The sequence below is a fragment of the Trichococcus sp. genome (assembly GCF_049684335.1).
Taxonomy (GTDB): Bacteria; Bacillota; Bacilli; order Lactobacillales; family Aerococcaceae; genus Trichococcus.
In genome coordinates this window covers 18253-33807 of sequence record NZ_JBAVFV010000058.1, presented here as the reverse complement: position 1 = coordinate 33807, position 15555 = coordinate 18253, and the positions used below count along the sequence as shown (strand labels likewise).

The 15555-nt window shown below is 47.3% G+C and carries 14 protein-coding genes; 5 read left to right on the top strand and 9 right to left on the bottom strand.

What is annotated here, in order from left to right; translation table 11 throughout:
* Positions 1–58: 58 nt before the first annotated feature.
* Together WBM30_RS10525 and WBM30_RS10520 are read left to right on the top strand one after the other, a co-directional pair.
* Positions 59–202, top strand: coding sequence for a hypothetical protein (locus tag WBM30_RS10525; protein ID WP_424900671.1), 144 nt, complete (start codon positions 59–61; stop codon positions 200–202).
* Positions 203–241: 39 nt separating this feature from the next.
* Positions 242–1507, top strand: coding sequence for an NAD(P)/FAD-dependent oxidoreductase (locus tag WBM30_RS10520; RefSeq protein WP_424900670.1), 1266 nt, complete (start codon positions 242–244; stop codon positions 1505–1507).
* An 88-nt stretch (positions 1508–1595) separates the two neighbouring features.
* Here the strand turns inward: WBM30_RS10520 and WBM30_RS10515 are convergent, their stop codons facing one another.
* Together WBM30_RS10515 and WBM30_RS10510 are read right to left on the bottom strand one after the other, a co-directional pair.
* Positions 1596–2780: a class I SAM-dependent rRNA methyltransferase gene (locus WBM30_RS10515; protein ID WP_424900669.1), complete on the bottom strand. Its 1185-nt coding sequence runs from the start codon at positions 2778–2780 to the stop codon at positions 1596–1598.
* Positions 2777–3430 (bottom strand): VanZ family protein, encoded by a 654-nt coding sequence (locus tag WBM30_RS10510; protein WP_424900668.1) that lies wholly within the window; start codon positions 3428–3430, stop codon positions 2777–2779. Before WBM30_RS10510 ends, WBM30_RS10515 begins: the two co-directional genes overlap by 4 nt.
* A 262-nt stretch (positions 3431–3692) precedes the next feature.
* Here WBM30_RS10510 and WBM30_RS10505 point away from each other — a divergent pair, with 262 nt between their 5' ends.
* Positions 3693–5852: an LTA synthase family protein gene (locus WBM30_RS10505; protein ID WP_424900667.1), complete on the top strand. Its 2160-nt coding sequence runs from the start codon at positions 3693–3695 to the stop codon at positions 5850–5852.
* Positions 5853–5910: 58 nt separating this feature from the next.
* On the opposite strand, the gene WBM30_RS10500 is transcribed toward WBM30_RS10505, so the two are convergent.
* From WBM30_RS10500 to glpK, 7 genes are all read right to left on the bottom strand, one after another.
* Positions 5911–7332 (bottom strand): ATP-binding protein, encoded by a 1422-nt coding sequence (locus WBM30_RS10500; protein WP_424900666.1) that lies wholly within the window; start codon positions 7330–7332, stop codon positions 5911–5913.
* Positions 7329–8042: a response regulator transcription factor gene (locus tag WBM30_RS10495; RefSeq protein ID WP_424900665.1), complete on the bottom strand. Its 714-nt coding sequence runs from the start codon at positions 8040–8042 to the stop codon at positions 7329–7331. The genes WBM30_RS10500 and WBM30_RS10495 overlap by 4 nt, the downstream gene beginning before the upstream one ends.
* A 163-nt stretch (positions 8043–8205) precedes the next feature.
* The gene (locus WBM30_RS10490; RefSeq protein WP_068560913.1) at positions 8206–8541 is read right to left on the bottom strand and encodes a single-stranded DNA-binding protein; all 336 of its coding nucleotides are present in this window, start codon (positions 8539–8541) and stop codon (positions 8206–8208) included.
* A gap of 121 nt (positions 8542–8662) precedes the next feature.
* Positions 8663–9604, bottom strand: coding sequence for a DNA-binding protein WhiA (gene whiA / locus WBM30_RS10485; RefSeq protein WP_424900664.1), 942 nt, complete (start codon positions 9602–9604; stop codon positions 8663–8665).
* Between the two features lie 42 nt (positions 9605–9646).
* The gene (locus WBM30_RS10480) at positions 9647–10645 is read right to left on the bottom strand and encodes a gluconeogenesis factor YvcK family protein (protein ID WP_424900663.1); all 999 of its coding nucleotides are present in this window, start codon (positions 10643–10645) and stop codon (positions 9647–9649) included.
* On the bottom strand, positions 10642–11532 hold the full coding sequence (rapZ, locus tag WBM30_RS10475; RefSeq protein ID WP_424900662.1) for an RNase adapter RapZ: 891 nt from the start codon (positions 11530–11532) through the stop codon (positions 10642–10644). The genes WBM30_RS10480 and rapZ overlap by 4 nt, the downstream gene beginning before the upstream one ends.
* A gap of 293 nt (positions 11533–11825) precedes the next feature.
* Positions 11826–13340 carry a glycerol kinase GlpK gene (gene glpK, locus WBM30_RS10470; RefSeq protein WP_424900661.1) on the bottom strand — a complete coding sequence of 505 codons (1515 nt, stop codon included), beginning with the start codon at positions 13338–13340 and terminating at the stop codon, positions 11826–11828.
* Positions 13341–13727: 387 nt separating this feature from the next.
* Here glpK and WBM30_RS10465 point away from each other — a divergent pair, with 387 nt between their 5' ends.
* Positions 13728–14909 carry a betaine/proline/choline family ABC transporter ATP-binding protein gene (locus WBM30_RS10465; protein WP_424900660.1) on the top strand — a complete coding sequence of 394 codons (1182 nt, stop codon included), beginning with the start codon at positions 13728–13730 and terminating at the stop codon, positions 14907–14909.
* Between the two features lie 2 nt (positions 14910–14911).
* On the top strand, positions 14912–15553 hold the full coding sequence (locus WBM30_RS10460) for an ABC transporter permease (protein ID WP_424900659.1): 642 nt from the start codon (positions 14912–14914) through the stop codon (positions 15551–15553).
* The last annotated feature ends 2 nt before the right edge of the window (positions 15554–15555 follow it).

The following is a 15555-nucleotide window of genomic DNA, read 5'->3' as shown; positions in this document are numbered from 1 at the left end:
CTGCTTAGCTGTTCAGCAATCAAAGCCCCGTTTCCGTCCATGAGGGAGGATTTCTTCTGTGGGTACAGAAGAGGAAAAAGAAACTATTATCTTTGGGTATGGATACAGTATAGCTGCGATCTTTGAATATTTAATGAAGGAAAGCATCTTTTTTCATGACCATCCCGGGAAGAAAGCCGTTTTCAGATGGACATATCTGTGATAAAGTAAGTGCAGCAAAAGAACGGAGAAATTAAATACTATGAAAACACGCATCATTATTGTCGGTGGAGGTTCGAGCGGTCTGATGGCGGCTTGCACCGCTGCCGAAGCAGGAGCTGAAGTGACGCTCCTCGAACAAAATCCAAGTCTCGGGAAAAAACTGCTTCTGACAGGCGGCGGACGCTGCAACGTCACCAACAATCGTCCCGAAGAGGAAATCATCCGGCATATTCCCGGAAACGGAAAATTCCTGCACAGCAGCTTTACTCAATTCAGTCAATATGACATCATGACCTTCTTTATCGATCGCGGCGTCGCCCTGAAGGAAGAGGATCACGGCCGGATGTTCCCTGTCACGGACAAAGCCCGGACTATCCTCGAAGCATTCATCGAGGAACTGAAGAGGCTGCAGGTCCAGATCCGGACCAACATAAAAGTCGAGCGCATTCTGATTGAAAATGGACAGGTGACCGGCGTCCTTTTGGAGGATGGCGAAATCCTGCCGGCGGATCGGATCATCCTGGCAACAGGCGGGAAGGCTCTACCGCGCACTGGATCCAAAGGCGATGGCTATAAGTTCGCCAAGGCAGCTGGACACACCATCACGGAATTGTACCCGACTGAAGCACCAATCACATCAGATGCGGACTTCATCCGTTCAAGTGAACTGAAGGGACTTTCCTTGCGCAATGTGGCCCTCAGCATAAAAAATAAAAAAGGCAAAACAGTCGTGTCCCACCAGATGGACATGATTTTCACCCACTTCGGCGTTTCCGGTCCCGCCGCTTTGCGTTGTTCCATGTTTGTCCACCAGACAATGAAGCGCGATAAAACCGAGATCGTCACGATGTCCTTGGATGTCCTGCCGGAACTTTCATTGGGTGCCGCCGAGCAACAGTTGCAAAAGCTCATCAAGGACCAACCGGAAAAGAGCGTCAAAAATGGCTGGAAAGACCTGATGCCGGAGCGATACCTACTTTTCGGCTGCAACCAAGCCTCTATCGACCCGCAGAAATCCCTGAAGGAATTGACGCCGAAGGAAATCAAAGCTTTCGCCGACTTCTGCAAAAATTTCTCCTTCGAAGTGAACGGCACACATCCATTGGATAAGGCCTTCGTCACCGGTGGGGGCGTTTCCACGAAGGAAATCAATCCGAAGACGATGGAAAGCAAACTGACCCGGGGGCTTTACTTCTGCGGCGAACTGATTGACTACAATGGCTACACCGGCGGTTACAACATCACCGGGGCCTTTGTTACAGGGCACACTGCCGGGCAGCATGCTGCTGCGGAACGGGACGAATAAAAACATCCATGCGAAAAGAGAACGGAGCCACCTCATTTTAGAGGCAGCTCCGTTCTCTTTTTTCATTTGATTTTTGAGTAGTCTGGGCCTATCTCGCCAGTTTTTTGATGATGAAGACCTTCAGGTAATCGCTCGTCTTGCTGCCTGCCGGAACAGCGAAGTCGCTCGGCAGATGGAATGTTTCCAGAATACGGTAGTCACAATGACTGTTCTTGAAGGCTTGGTCGATGTCCTGTTTGAAATTCTTTTCCTTGTAGTTGGCGGCGTTGGAAGAAACGATCAGCGTGCCATCCGGTGCGGTGATCTGGATCAGCTCCTCCAACAACTGTGTGTAATCCTTCGTAACCGAGAAAGTCCGCTTTTTGGTGCGGGCAAAGCTCGGCGGATCGATGATGGTCACATCATACTGTAATTCTTTGCGGATGGCGTAGCGGATGAAATCGAAGACATCCATGACATAAATTTTTTGCGCCTCACCATCCAGGTTGTTGACGGCGAATTGTTCTTTGGTCCGTTCCAACGAACGGTTCGCAACATCGACACTTGTTGTTTCGATTGCTCCGCCCATGGCTGCAGCGACAGAGAAAGCGCCCGTGTAGCTGAAGGTGTTCAATACCCGTTTGCCTGCTGCATAACGCTCCGTCAGAGCGCCGCGTACGTCGCGCTGATCCAGGAATATGCCCGTCATCAGTCCATCATCCAGATACGTGGCATAGTTGATGCCGTTCTCCTTCACGATCAAAGGCGTCGGGGCTGCTTCACCCGTGACGAAGCGGCTGATCAGGCTGTCTTTTCGTTGGAAACGGAATTTTTCATAGATACCCTTCGTTTCCGGGAAGACAGCTTGAAAAGCAGCGATGATGGCGGCTTGGTAGCGGAAGATACCTCCGCTGTACCAGGACACCACCGCAAATCCGTCATAAAGGTCGATAGTGACACCAGGAATGCCGTCACCCTCCGCATTGAAAATCCGATAGGCAGTCGTTTCAGGGTCCGATTGCAGATCCGTGCGCTTGCGTTTCGCTTTTTCAAACTGTTTTTTGAAGAACGCTTCATTGAAACTATCCGCGTTATCCAACGAAAATATCCACCCAACGCCTTTGTTCTGCTTGGCCAAATAGGCTCTTGCTACGAATGCTTGGCGAGAATCAACCAGTTCGACTATTTCGCCCTCAGCGAAGCTGAGTTCATTTGGAAAATCCTCGAACTGCAACAAGGGATTCCCTGCCTTAATTTTTTTTTCGCTTATTTGCGTAATGATTATTTTTTTCATTGTTTTCTTCCTTTATAGTCAATTGTCCGTTCTGTACTGCTGTGTGTTTTTGAAGATACCCAGATGCCGTAGCCGATTGCTGCACCCAACGTATTGAAGAAGACATCATCGATATGCGTCACGCCCGTCTGAAAGATGAGCTGGAGAAACTCGATCGTGGCGGAAAAAAGAAAGCCGACAGCCGTCACTTTAAGAAAACTACATTTTTCCCTGAACAGATACGGACCCACGAAGCCCAACGGCATAAACCAGACGACATTCCCCCACGAATTATACCAAGCCGAAAAACCGGAGTCCCCGTAAAAGAGCTTAACCGTATCCACCAGCGGCACCCAATGGATCGCCGACCAATCAATCTTGTGATACTCGACGGTCCAGAATGTCTCCTCGTTGCGGAAAACCGTCAGTTGAAGCAGCAGCACGATGTAGATAAACAGAGCATGCAGCAACCCTTCCTTATATAAGGGGATTTTTTTGCCCGTCTTGCGGTGTCTGTGCAGCAGATACGCGCCCCGCAGGACCAGAAAAATCAAATAATACAGTATGGTCTTATCCACGCTGTTGAAAACTAATTGTATGAGCGGAAAATGATTGACGGATGATTCCAGAGAAACAGCCACCCACTCATACAGCCCTTGTAAAAATATCATAATCTATGCTCACCTTTGTCAGTTTTGTTCCTTTGATCAGATACATGGAAAGACCCATTTTCTCGAAAAATCCTGAAAAAAGCAACCGTTCTTGATAAAAACTTAGGAAAAACTTTACGGTGCTTCGATTGACTATCAAAAGCATTCAGAATATAATAACACTAGCTCATTTTACATAAAATTCACAAACAACACACATTATCCTTAAAAATTCACATGAAATTTACATGTGTTCCACAAGATATCATAGGAGGTCTCTTTTTTGAAACAAAAATTAACTGAACAGTTGCAGACGCGATTCGGGTTTTTCCTGTTCGCCGTCGTCCTTTTCTGGCTGAAGACCTATTTCGCTTACCACACAGCGTTCTCTTTAGGCGTAGTCGGCTGGTTCCAGCAGCTGATTCTTTTTATCAACCCGATTGCAACGACTTTATTGATTCTGGGAATTTCCCTTTTTGTAAAGAATCCTAAAAAAGGTTACCGGAGTCTTATCGCCCTGTATTTTTTCAATTCCTTTCTGCTGTTCGCCAATGTCGTCTATTATCGTGAATTCACGGATTTCTTGACGCTTAAGACCATTTTCGGTTCAGCCAACGCAACCAAAAACTTGGGTTCGGGCGTCATCGCCATGATGCAGCCGATCGACCTGTTCTATTGGGTCGATGCTTTCGTCCTCATCTACGTCTATAAGAAATTCGTCAGCAAAAACCGCGACGAACGCATCTTCAAGAAAAGATGGGCATTTGCGACAGTTGCAGCCTCGATTGCGATTTTCGCCGCTAACCTGGGTCTGGCTGAAATCAGCCGCCCGCAATTGTTGACAAGAACATTTGACCGCAACTACATCGTCAAATACTTGGGAATCAACGTCTACACCCTCTATGACGGAATCAAGACAGCCCAAGCCAACCAAGTGCGCGCAAGCGCGGACAGTTCGGATATGGCTAGCGTCCTTGATTATCTGGGTGAGCATTACGCCGAACCAAATCAAACATACTTCGGACAAGCGGAAGGTAAAAACGTCGTCTACATCCATCTGGAAAGTATGCAACAGTTCCTGATCGATTTGTCGCTTACCGATGAAACAGGCACAACTGCGGAAGTGACGCCGTTCCTGAACAGCTTGTATCACAGCAGCGATTCCTACAGTTACAGCAACATTTTCCACCAGACTGGACAAGGAAAAACAAGTGATGCCGAACTGATGCTGGACAATTCACTGTTCGGATTACCGCAAGGATCAGCCTTCACACAGATTGGTGCGGACAATACATTCCAATCGGCACCGGCGATCTTGAGCGAAACCTTTGGCTACACGTCAGCCGTTTTCCACGGAAATGTCGGCTCTTTCTGGGATCGCGACAATGTTTACAAATCTTTTGACTATGATTATTTCTTTGATGCCGACAGCAGCTACACGCTGACGGATGAGAATTCGGTCGAATACGGTTTGAAGGATAAGTTGTTCTTACAGGAATCGGCTCAATACTTGGAACAATTGCCGCAGCCTTTCTACGCGAAGTTCATAACCGTTTCGAACCACTTCCCGTTCCCTGAAGACGAGATGAACAACACCTTCACTTTGGATACCGGCGATGAAACGGTTGACGGTTATTTCAATACCGTCCATTATGCCGACGAAGCCTTGGCTGAATTCTTCCAATATATGAAGGATGCAGGACTATATGATAATACAATTTTCGTATTGTATGGGGACCACTTCGGCATTTCCAGCTCTCGCAATGAAACGGTCGCGCCGCTCCTCGGAGCGAATGCAGATTTGTGGAGTGCCTATGATGACGCCATGATGCAACGGGTTCCTTTCATCATCCACAATCCAGGCTCCGGTACCGGACAGATCAGCGATGTCTATGGCGGCCAGATTGATATCTTGCCTACCGTAATGCACCTTCTCGGTGTCGATACTTCAGCCTATGTCCAACTTGGACAGGATCTGTTGTCGGCGCAACATGAGGGTATCGTTACTTTCCGTAACGGCAGCATCGTGACGAGTGAATATACTATTCTAGGAAATACTGTTTATCATACCCAAACAGGTACACTTGCTTATCAGACCGAAGAAGTGATCCAAAAAGTTGCTGAAATCCGGGCGCAAGCTGAACTGCAGCTTGCCATTTCCGATCAGATTATAAATGGCGATTTGCTTCGCTTCTATACTCCGGATGGATTCACCCCTGTCGATAAGAGCCTGCACAGCTATGTGAATTCTCCAGCCGAGCTGGAAAAGGACATCGCGGAATTAGGCGACCTGAACACTTCCTTGTACTACACGAACAACGGTGTCTCAAGCGTTCCGCTTTATCAGACGGATGCCCCTGAGTTCCCGGCCAACCAAGCAGCTGCTGCTGCAGGAAGCGTAACGGAAGAACAACCCGCTTCTGAAGAATCCCCAGCAGAATAACAGACAGAAACAGTTAAAAAAAGATCTGCCGGAATTTTAAATTCCGGCAGATCTTTTTTTAACTGTTTTTTTCGAGTGCAGTTTTCGTGGGCAATGTAATCGTGAAAGTCGTTCCCTCGCCTGGATTGCTCTCCACGTCTACAGTCCCTTTATGGTTCATCACTAAGGATTGGACAACAGCCAATCCGATTCCCGACTCGCCAAATTTCGTGTTCTTCCTGGAAACATCCACTTTATAGAATCTTTCCCAGATGCTCGTGATATCCTTCTTCTCGATGCCGATGCCTGTGTCCTTGACCTGGATGATCTGCTGCTCGCCATCCGGGAACGACGACAGGGTGATGGTGCCGTTTTTCGTGAACTGAATAGCATTCTGTATGAGGTTCACCATGATTTGGATAAAGCGATCATAGTCCGCGTAGATTCGGTCTGCAGCATCCACATGGACGACGATCAGGTCATCCTTTGCCTGCGCTTTTGCACGCATCTGTTCCGCGACATTCTCCAATGCTTCCTTAGCGGAAAATTCCTGTTTCACTAAAACAATCTGATTGGAGCGGATTTTTTCATAGTCCAGGTTTTCATTCACCAAGCGGATCAGCCTTTTGGTTTCTTTCTGCATCAGTTGCATGCTCCGATCTCTCCTACCTTCTGGGATCATATGATGCTGGATGCCTTCCAAGATGCCATTGATTGTCGTGAGCGGCGTGCGCATCTCGTGGGCAACATCCATCATGAACTGACGCCGCAAATTTTCTTGGCGTTCGACTTCTTCGTTGGAGGCTTTCAAAGACCTTGCCATTTGGTTGAAATCCTCCGATAGCTGATCAAATTCATCTTTGTGATGATTCTCCAGCGAGATATCAAAATTGCCTGATGCAATCTCATGGGTGGCCCTCCGCATCCGTTTGATGCGTCTGGTCAGATAGTTGGCGATGCCGAGGCTCAATACAATCGCGATGCCCCCGGAAGTCAGCACTGCGACAAGCAGGTTGTGCTCAATTTCATTGATTTCATCCTCTATGCCTTTTACCGGCGAGCCAACCGCTATGAAGCCTGTGAACTCGGCCGTAGTCGCATTAAACAGCGGGAGGTAGACCGTCAAGAAACGTTTTTTTTCGTTCAGGAAGCCGCGATCCCGCTCCGTCAAAGAAATCCTTTCCCCTTCTGAGAGCCTCTCAAAATCCTCTGTGCTGATTCCGCTCGTATATAGATCCGTCGCTTGCGGATAAACCATATGGTCTTCTGCATCAAAGATAGCAAACGAGACATCCTGGTTGGACACCAAGATCGAGCCGCTTTCCAGTTGCTGGATCGTCATGTTCTGATCGATGATCGATTCGGCATACCCGTACAGCTGCGCCTCTTTCTCATCATAGATATTACTGGTGACGTATTGGATGATCAGGATGCCGGTCGTACTGACGGTTATTAGAATCAATGCGAAAAAAGCAAGGGTTTGTTGATAGACGTACTTCATTTTTCATCTACTCCGCTGTCGTCGAATTTGTAGCCGACTCCCCAAACCGTTTGGATCACTTGCGGTCCGACCGCTTCTATTTTTTGTCTCAATTTCTTGATGTGGGCATCGATTGTCCGTTCATCCCCGTAATAAGGATCTTCCCAGATTCGGGTCAAAAGATGTTCCCTCGAAAATACTTGTTTCGGATGTTCGGCCAGCAATGCGAAAAGTTCGAATTCCTTCGGCGTCAAACTTTCGATCTGTTTTCCGTCGAGGTAGGCTTCGCGCGTAATCGTGCTGATTTTGACATGATCGGTGAGTACATCGAAATCATCCACGGCTTGCACCTGCGTGTGATCGACCTTAGCGCGACGGTGCATCGCTTTGATGCGGGCTATCAGGGTCAGTGGGCTGAATGGCTTCGTGACGTATTCATCCGCACCGATTTCCAGACCGATGACTTGGTCGCTTTCCGAATCGCGCGCTGTCAGCATGATGATCGGCACAAACTGGGAGATTTTCCTTATTTCACGGCAGACCTGCATCCCATCCATGCTCGGCAGGTTCAGATCGAGGATGATCATATCCCATTTTTTGTCTGCAGCCGCGAACGCCTCCAGACCCTCTTTCCCGTCATGTTTGAATGCAGCTTCCCAGCCTTCATTCTCAAAAAACATCGCCATCATTTCGCAGACGGCTTCATTGTCTTCTATCATCAAAATTTCCATAGCGATTCCCCTTTTCATTTCTCTCATTATATCTTTTTTTCCGACAAGCGGCATCATTTCCCGTCTACGATACCACATACCTTTGAAGTTTCTATGAATAAATAAGGAAATCGCCGTTTCCGACAGAAAAAGCCCCGAAAATCGGGGCTTTGGTGCGGGAGCATCAGACTGCTTCCTGTTCTCTTTTCGCTTCAACAAAATACAATTCTTCCACGACTAATTCGATGACATAGACGTGCTGCTCCTGCTTATTGACGTAGGAACGCGAAACCAAATGGCCGTTGACACCTATCTGGTTCCCTTTGGCGCAATACTGTTCAACCAGATTGGCGGTTGCTCCCCAAAATACGACAGGTATGAAATCTGCCTGCGGTTGACCTTCATCCGCTTTCCTTAAACGCTGCACCGCCAGCGTATTGTTGCATACTTGCCTTTCTCCATTCACCTGTTGCACTTGGATGGGCCGTACCAGCCGCCCAATCAATGATACTTGATTCATCCTCTCATTCCTCCTTCAGCTTGACTTGCTGTCTATAATATCCGCAAAAAAGGAAGATTGATTTTTTATAAAAAAAATAAACCAGAAGACTTTTCTTGGTCTCCAGGTTTATTTGTCTGTATCATCGGACGGCTTTCCCCATCCGCAGTGAATCTGCATAATCATTGATTTTTCGCAAACGGTGATTGATGCCGGATTTGGAAATGACTCCACTCGGGATCATTTCGCCGAGTTCTTTCAGGCTGATATCGGGATTCTCCAACCGGATCACGGCGATTTCCTTCAGTTTGTCCGGTAATCTCCCCAACCCTACAGTAGCTTCGATGAATTCGATGTTGGCGATCTGTTTTGCAGCTGCATCGATCGTCTTGTTCATATTCGCGTTTTCGCAATTCACTAGGCGATTGACGGAATTGCGCATATCGCGGATGATCCGCACATCTTCAAACTTCATCATCGCGTTATGAGCACCAATCAATGCCAGAAAATCGGCGATTTTCTCAGCTTCCTTGAGATAAGTGATGAAGCCGTTGCGGCGCTCGATCGTCCGCGCGTTCAGGTCAAAGTGATTCATCATATCACAGATATCCTGATTGTGGTCCTCATAATTGGAATAGATTTCCAGATGATAACGGCTTGTTTCCGGGCTGTTCACCGAACCCCCGGCCAGGAAAGCGCCGCGCAGGTAAGAGCGTTCCTTCTGGTTATTATTCATGATGTCTTCGGAAACTTGCGTCTTGAATGACAAGCCGTCGAAAATGCTCAGATCACTCAGCAATTCCGTGACTCCCTGTTTCAGGCGCACAATATAGACGTTATTCTTCTTCAGCTTCATTTTACGGCGCACCAACAATTCGCTTTCGAATGAGTAGTGATCCTTCAAGAGAACGTACATCCGTCTGGCGATGGCCGCATTTTCTGTCTGGACATTCAGGACAAATGACTGGTTATAGATGCTGACCGATCCGCTCATCCTGATCAACGCGGTCAGCTCGGCTTTCGCATGTTCGCGGTGCACTTCCAATGTTGTTAATTCTTTTTTTACTTCAGATGCAAAAGACATATATGCCCCCTTTCCGACAGCTTCTTTCTATCAGAAAAAAGGTCAACAGATAGTTTTGATATTAGAAATCAGATTGATCAGTTCCGAAACGACTTTATTGCCGTCATGGTACACGCCGCCGTTCTTCATATCCAGGAAGTCCGCTGAGATGACCCGGCAATTTTCTTCGCGCAACCCTTTGAAATCATGGCGTACCTGCAGCAGATATTCTTCGTCGGCTTGTTGATTGAGGTATTCATCCGGCACTTTTTCCGTGTTCACCAATACGGTATCGATGAATTTCGCTTTTAGATGGTCATGTAAAACCTTGATATGATCAGCATCGGTGAAGCCCTCTGTTTCGCCCAATTGCGTCATGATGTTGCAGATGTATACTTTCTCGGCTTTGGTCTCGATGACCGCTTGTCCCAGATCACTGATCATCAGGTTAGGCAAAATGCTCGTATAAAGGCTTCCCGGTCCGATAACGACCATATCTGCCTCTAGAATGCTTTTGATGACGTGACGGGAAGCGACGGCCTCCCTTGTTTCATCCAACGGTTTGACATACACCCGTTCGATTTTTTTGCGGCCATTTGCGATTTTCGACTCGCCCTTGATGACCGTACCGTCCTTGAACTCTGCATAGAGTGAGAGCGGCTCGTCAGCTGCGGCGTAAATTTTGCCTTTTACGCCCATCATGACGGACAACAACCGAATGGCATCAAAAATATTCCCTTTCATTTCAGTCAGGGCCACGATGATGAGGTTTCCGATTGCATGCCCGGAAACGAAGGAATCCTTTGAATCGAAACGGTACTGAAAAATGTCCTTTTCCAATTTCGGCATATCAGAGAGCGCAATCAGGCAGTTGCGGATATCCCCGGGAGGCACAATGTTGACATGGTCGCGGATGATACCACTGCTGCCACCATCATCCGCCACCGTTACGATGGCGGTGATATCCGTGTTGTGGTTCTTCAGTTCTTCCAGAATGACCGGCAAGCCCGTTCCGCCGCCGATAACGACGATTTTCTTCGTTCTGCTCGGATTTTGACTCATGACCGATTCACCGTCTCTTTGCGCTTATTCCGATCACGATGGGTTGTATTGACCTGATAACCCGCACTCTTCAATTGCAGGCTAGTGCGTTCCGCCAAAGCGACCGAACGGTGTTGTCCGCCTGTGCAGCCGATGGCGATATTTACGCTGGTTTTACCTTCTTTTTTGTAGCCGGGAATGATGTATTCCAGCAAATCGATAAATTTTTTGTAAAAGATTTCCGTCTCCGGTTGCATCATGACATAATCGTAGACAGGCTTATCCAACCCCGTCAGCGGACGCAATTCATCAACGTAATGCGGATTGGGCAAAAAGCGTACATCCATAACGATGTCGGCATCGATCGGCAAGCCGTATTTGAACCCGAAAGATACAACTTCGATATGGAAAACATCCTTATCGTCGACTTTGAAAGTATCCAGCAAACGTTCCCTTAATTGGCGCGGTGTTGTTTCGCTCGTATCGATGACCAACTGCGACCGATTGCGGATGTCCTCAAGCAGTTCCCGCTCTTTGCGGATCCCTTCCAGAACAGTTCCGCCTGATTGGGTCAATGGATGACTTCTTCTTGTCTCTTTGTATCGGGAAACGAGCACATCGTCCTTTGAATCAAGGAAGATAACCTTGGTCGTGATGAAGGAAGTGTTGTCCAAACTGTCCACAGCAGACATGATTTCTTCAAAGAAAGCACGGGAGCGCAGATCAATCACCAAGCAGATTCTGCTTATTTTACCCGATTCCTTTACAAGCTCCCAAAATTTCGGCAATAAACTTGGGGGCATATTATCTATACAGAAATAGCCTAAATCTTCAAATGTCTGCAATGCCACCGTTTTCCCGGCGCCGCTCATCCCCGTTATGACTACCAATTCGAGAGTGTCTGCCATTCTAATTCCTCCAGTCAAAAATATATGTATGTTCATTATAACATACCGGGTGTATCATTTGTCTATTTCTGAATATTTTATCTATTCTTATGTTTTAGCTTCGGTATTTAAACAGAAAAGCTGCTTTAATTTGCTCCGCTAAACGGATATTACGCTCTCCAAAACGCGAATCATCTCGCCCTACGCAAACGCGTTCTGAATCCCAGAAATCTCCGCCTAAGCTGATATTACGTCACGGCCAAAAAGCGGCCGTTCTCGTAATATCCTCTTAGTGCTCGATTTCTACCCGGGATTCATCTCGCTCTCTTCGATTTATGCTTGAAGTGGCGGGCGGCGGCTACGGCGTTTTGCCAGCCGGCGTAGAGGTCATCGCGCACTTCAGTAGGCATATTCGGATGGAATTCGCAATCAGGTTCCCAATTTTTGATGATGTCATCGGTATCCTTCCAGAATCCTACTGCCAAACCTGCCAAGTATGCAGCTCCCAGTGCGGTTGACTCCATCACTTTGGATCGAGTCAATGTTGTGTTTAGAATGTTGCTTTGGAATTGCATCAGGAAGTTATTGTGGGCTGCTCCCCCATCGACCCGCATATTCGTGATGGCCAGTCCGGAATCCTTCTGCATCGTATCCACGACATCCTTTGTCTGATAAGCCAACGATTCGAGCGTCGCACGGATCAGGTGCGCTTTCGAAGTCCCTCTCGTCAATCCAAAGAAAGCACCGCGCACGTCCTGATCCCAATAGGGTGCCCCCAAGCCGACAAAAGCAGGAACCATATAGACGTTCTCGTTCGATTCAAGCAATTCAGCATATTCTTCCGACTCGGCTGAAGTACGGATCAACTGGGCTTCATCGCGCAGCCACTGCAGAGCTGATCCGGCCACAAAGATGCTTCCCTCAAGGGCATAAGTCACTTCGCCGTTCAAACCGTAGGCGATCGTCGTAAGCAGACCGTTTTCCGATTTCACTGGGGTAAGGCCTGTGTTCATAACAATGAACGCGCCGGTACCGTAAGTATTTTTCACCATCCCTTGTTCAAATCCGGTCTGCCCGAAAAGAGCGGCTTGTTGATCGCCGGCGATTCCGGCTATCGGGATGCGCGAACCGTAAAAATCATTTTCTTCGGTATAACCATATATTTCTGATGAAGAACGGACTTCTGGCAGTAGCGTTCGCGGAATATCCAGCAAATCCAGGATTTCCTGATCCCATTTCAAGTCGTAAATATTGAACAGCATCGTTCGGCTGGCATTGGAAACATCCGTTACATGCACCTTTTTTCCTGTCAGTTTCCAGACGATCCATGTATCAATGGTGCCGAAAAGCAGTTCGCCCTTTTCAGCCCGCTCACGAGCACTCGGGATATAATCCAGCAACCATTTGATTTTAGTGGCAGAAAAGTAGGAATCAATGATTAGTCCGGTTTTATCATGGATGAAGTCCTTATGCCCTTCCCGCTTCAGTTTGTCGGCAATTTCCGAGGTCTGGCGGGATTGCCAAACGATTGCATGATAGATCGGCATCCCAGTAACACGGTCCCACACAACCGTTGTCTCGCGCTGATTCGTTACCCCAATTGCCGCAACTTCCTCCGGACGGATGGCCCCCCTGATCAAAGCATCTGCTATGACTGACTGAACACTGATCCAGATTTCATTCGCGTCGTGTTCCACCCAGCCTGGTTCAGGATAATATTGCATCAATTCACGTTGCGATGAAGAGATGATTGTACCTTTCTTGTCCCAGATGATTGCACGCGTGCTGGTTGTCCCTTGATCTATCGACATGATGTATTTTTTCTCCACTTGTATGCCTCTTTCCTGATTAAAATTTATCATTGGCCAAAAATAAGAAACCGTTCTCATTTTTTTATCGTCTGTGCGTATTTGCCTCTACTATTATCCTAGCACTCTTTTCGACGAATCCCAATTATTTTTCTTTGCTCCAATGCTGCATCAGGAGCTCATATTAATTATATTGAACAATGTATTTATCAACTTGATGTCATTCAGATTGAACGAATTTATAAGTATAAAAATTTATCGAAAATATACCGCCAACCCAACGATGGAAACCCTTTCATTCACGCGCTTATTTCACAAAGTTTCAGCCCTATTATTTGCAAAATGGCTTCCTTGCGCGGTAAGGTAGAGTAAGGAATTTGTGAAATAAAAAAAATAAGAGGTGGAACGATGATAGAATTCAAAAATTTAACCAAGCGATTCCCGGGAGGGAAAATTGCAGTGGACTCCCTTAACCTGACATTCAATGATGGAGAGTTCATTGTATTCATCGGAACAAGCGGCAGCGGCAAAACAACCTCCATGAGGATGATCAATCGTATGATTGAACCTTCCTCCGGTGAAATCCTGATCGATGGAAAAAACATCAAGGACATGAATGCTGTGGAATTGCGCCGCCAAATCGGCTACGTCATCCAGCAAATCGGTCTGATGCCACACATGACCATCTTCGAAAACATCATCATGGTTCCAAAATTACTGAAATGGCCTGTGGAAAAACAAAAAACAATTGCAGAAGAGCTGATCCAAAAAGTCGATCTTCCATTGGATTTTTTGGAACGCTACCCATCTGAACTATCCGGGGGCCAGCAACAGCGTATTGGTGTTATCCGTGCTTTGGCAGCCGACCAGGACATCATTTTGATGGATGAACCTTTCGGAGCATTGGATCCGATCACCCGTGATTCTCTGCAGGAACTTGTCAAACAGCTGCAGCAGGAATTGGGCAAAACAGTCATCTTCGTCACTCACGATATGGATGAAGCTTTGAAACTGGCAGACCGGATTGTTATCATGCAGGAAGGAAAAGTCGTCCAATTTGATACTCCCGACAATATCCTGATGGACCCTGCGAACGAATTCGTCGAAAACTTCATCGGCGAGGAACGCCTCAGCCAAGCGCGCACAAATTTCCGCACAGTGGAACAAATCATGATCCGTGGCCCGGTATCCGTTTCGACTGATCAAAATCTATCAGAAGCCATCAAGCTGATGCGCACGCGCCGTGTCGACAGCTTGTTTGTGACCGATGCTGACGATGTCTTGTTGGGCATGTTGAGTGTCGAAGCAATCAACCAGAACCGACGCAGACCAGTCACTGCTGGCGAAATCCTGAGTGAAGTTTCTTTTGTCCGGGAAGGCACGCTCGTACGTGATGCTTTGCAGCGTATCCTGAAATTGGGTTACAAAAACATTCCTGTCGTGGATGCAAAAAACCATCTGATTGGCTTGATCACCCGCACTTCCATTGTAGATATGGTATACGATACGATATGGGGAGACATAGAGCCCGAAATGCCGGCTGAAGAAGTAATCGAAACGACCGCAGACATTGAAACGGTTAAGGGGTGATGATGATGGACTTTTTGACAACGAACGGTTCCGAGCTGCTCTTAAAAACAGGTGAGCATTTCTACATCTCAGCCTTAGCTCTGATGCTTGGCGTTCTGGTTGCCGTTCCTTTGGGCATTGCCTTGACCCACTTCAAGCGTTACTCCGGTTTTATCATCAGTTTTGTTTCGATTCTCCAGACGGTCCCTTCCTTGGCGTTACTTGCCTTGATGATCCCCCTTTTTGGGATCGGAAAACTTCCTGCGATCGTAGCTTTATTCATCTATTCCTTGTTGCCGATTCTGCGCAATACGTTCATCGGCATCTCGAATGTGGACAACAACATCATCGACTCAGCAAAAGGGATGGGTTTGACCGACAGTCAAATCATTCTGCAGGTGAAATTGCCTTTGGCAGCTCCGGTCATCATGTCCGGAATCCGCTTGGCGGGAGTGTACGTCATCGCCTGGGCGACGCTTGCTTCATATATAGGAGCCGGCGGTTTGGGTGATTATATTTTTAACGGATTGAATGTATACGATCAGGAAATGATCATTTGGGGGACTTTACCGGTGACCGTATTGGCTTTATTGGCTGATTTCCTTCTTGGAAAGCTTGAACGTTTCGTTTCTCCACAGACAACATCTGCAAAAGGAGGAAACTGAGC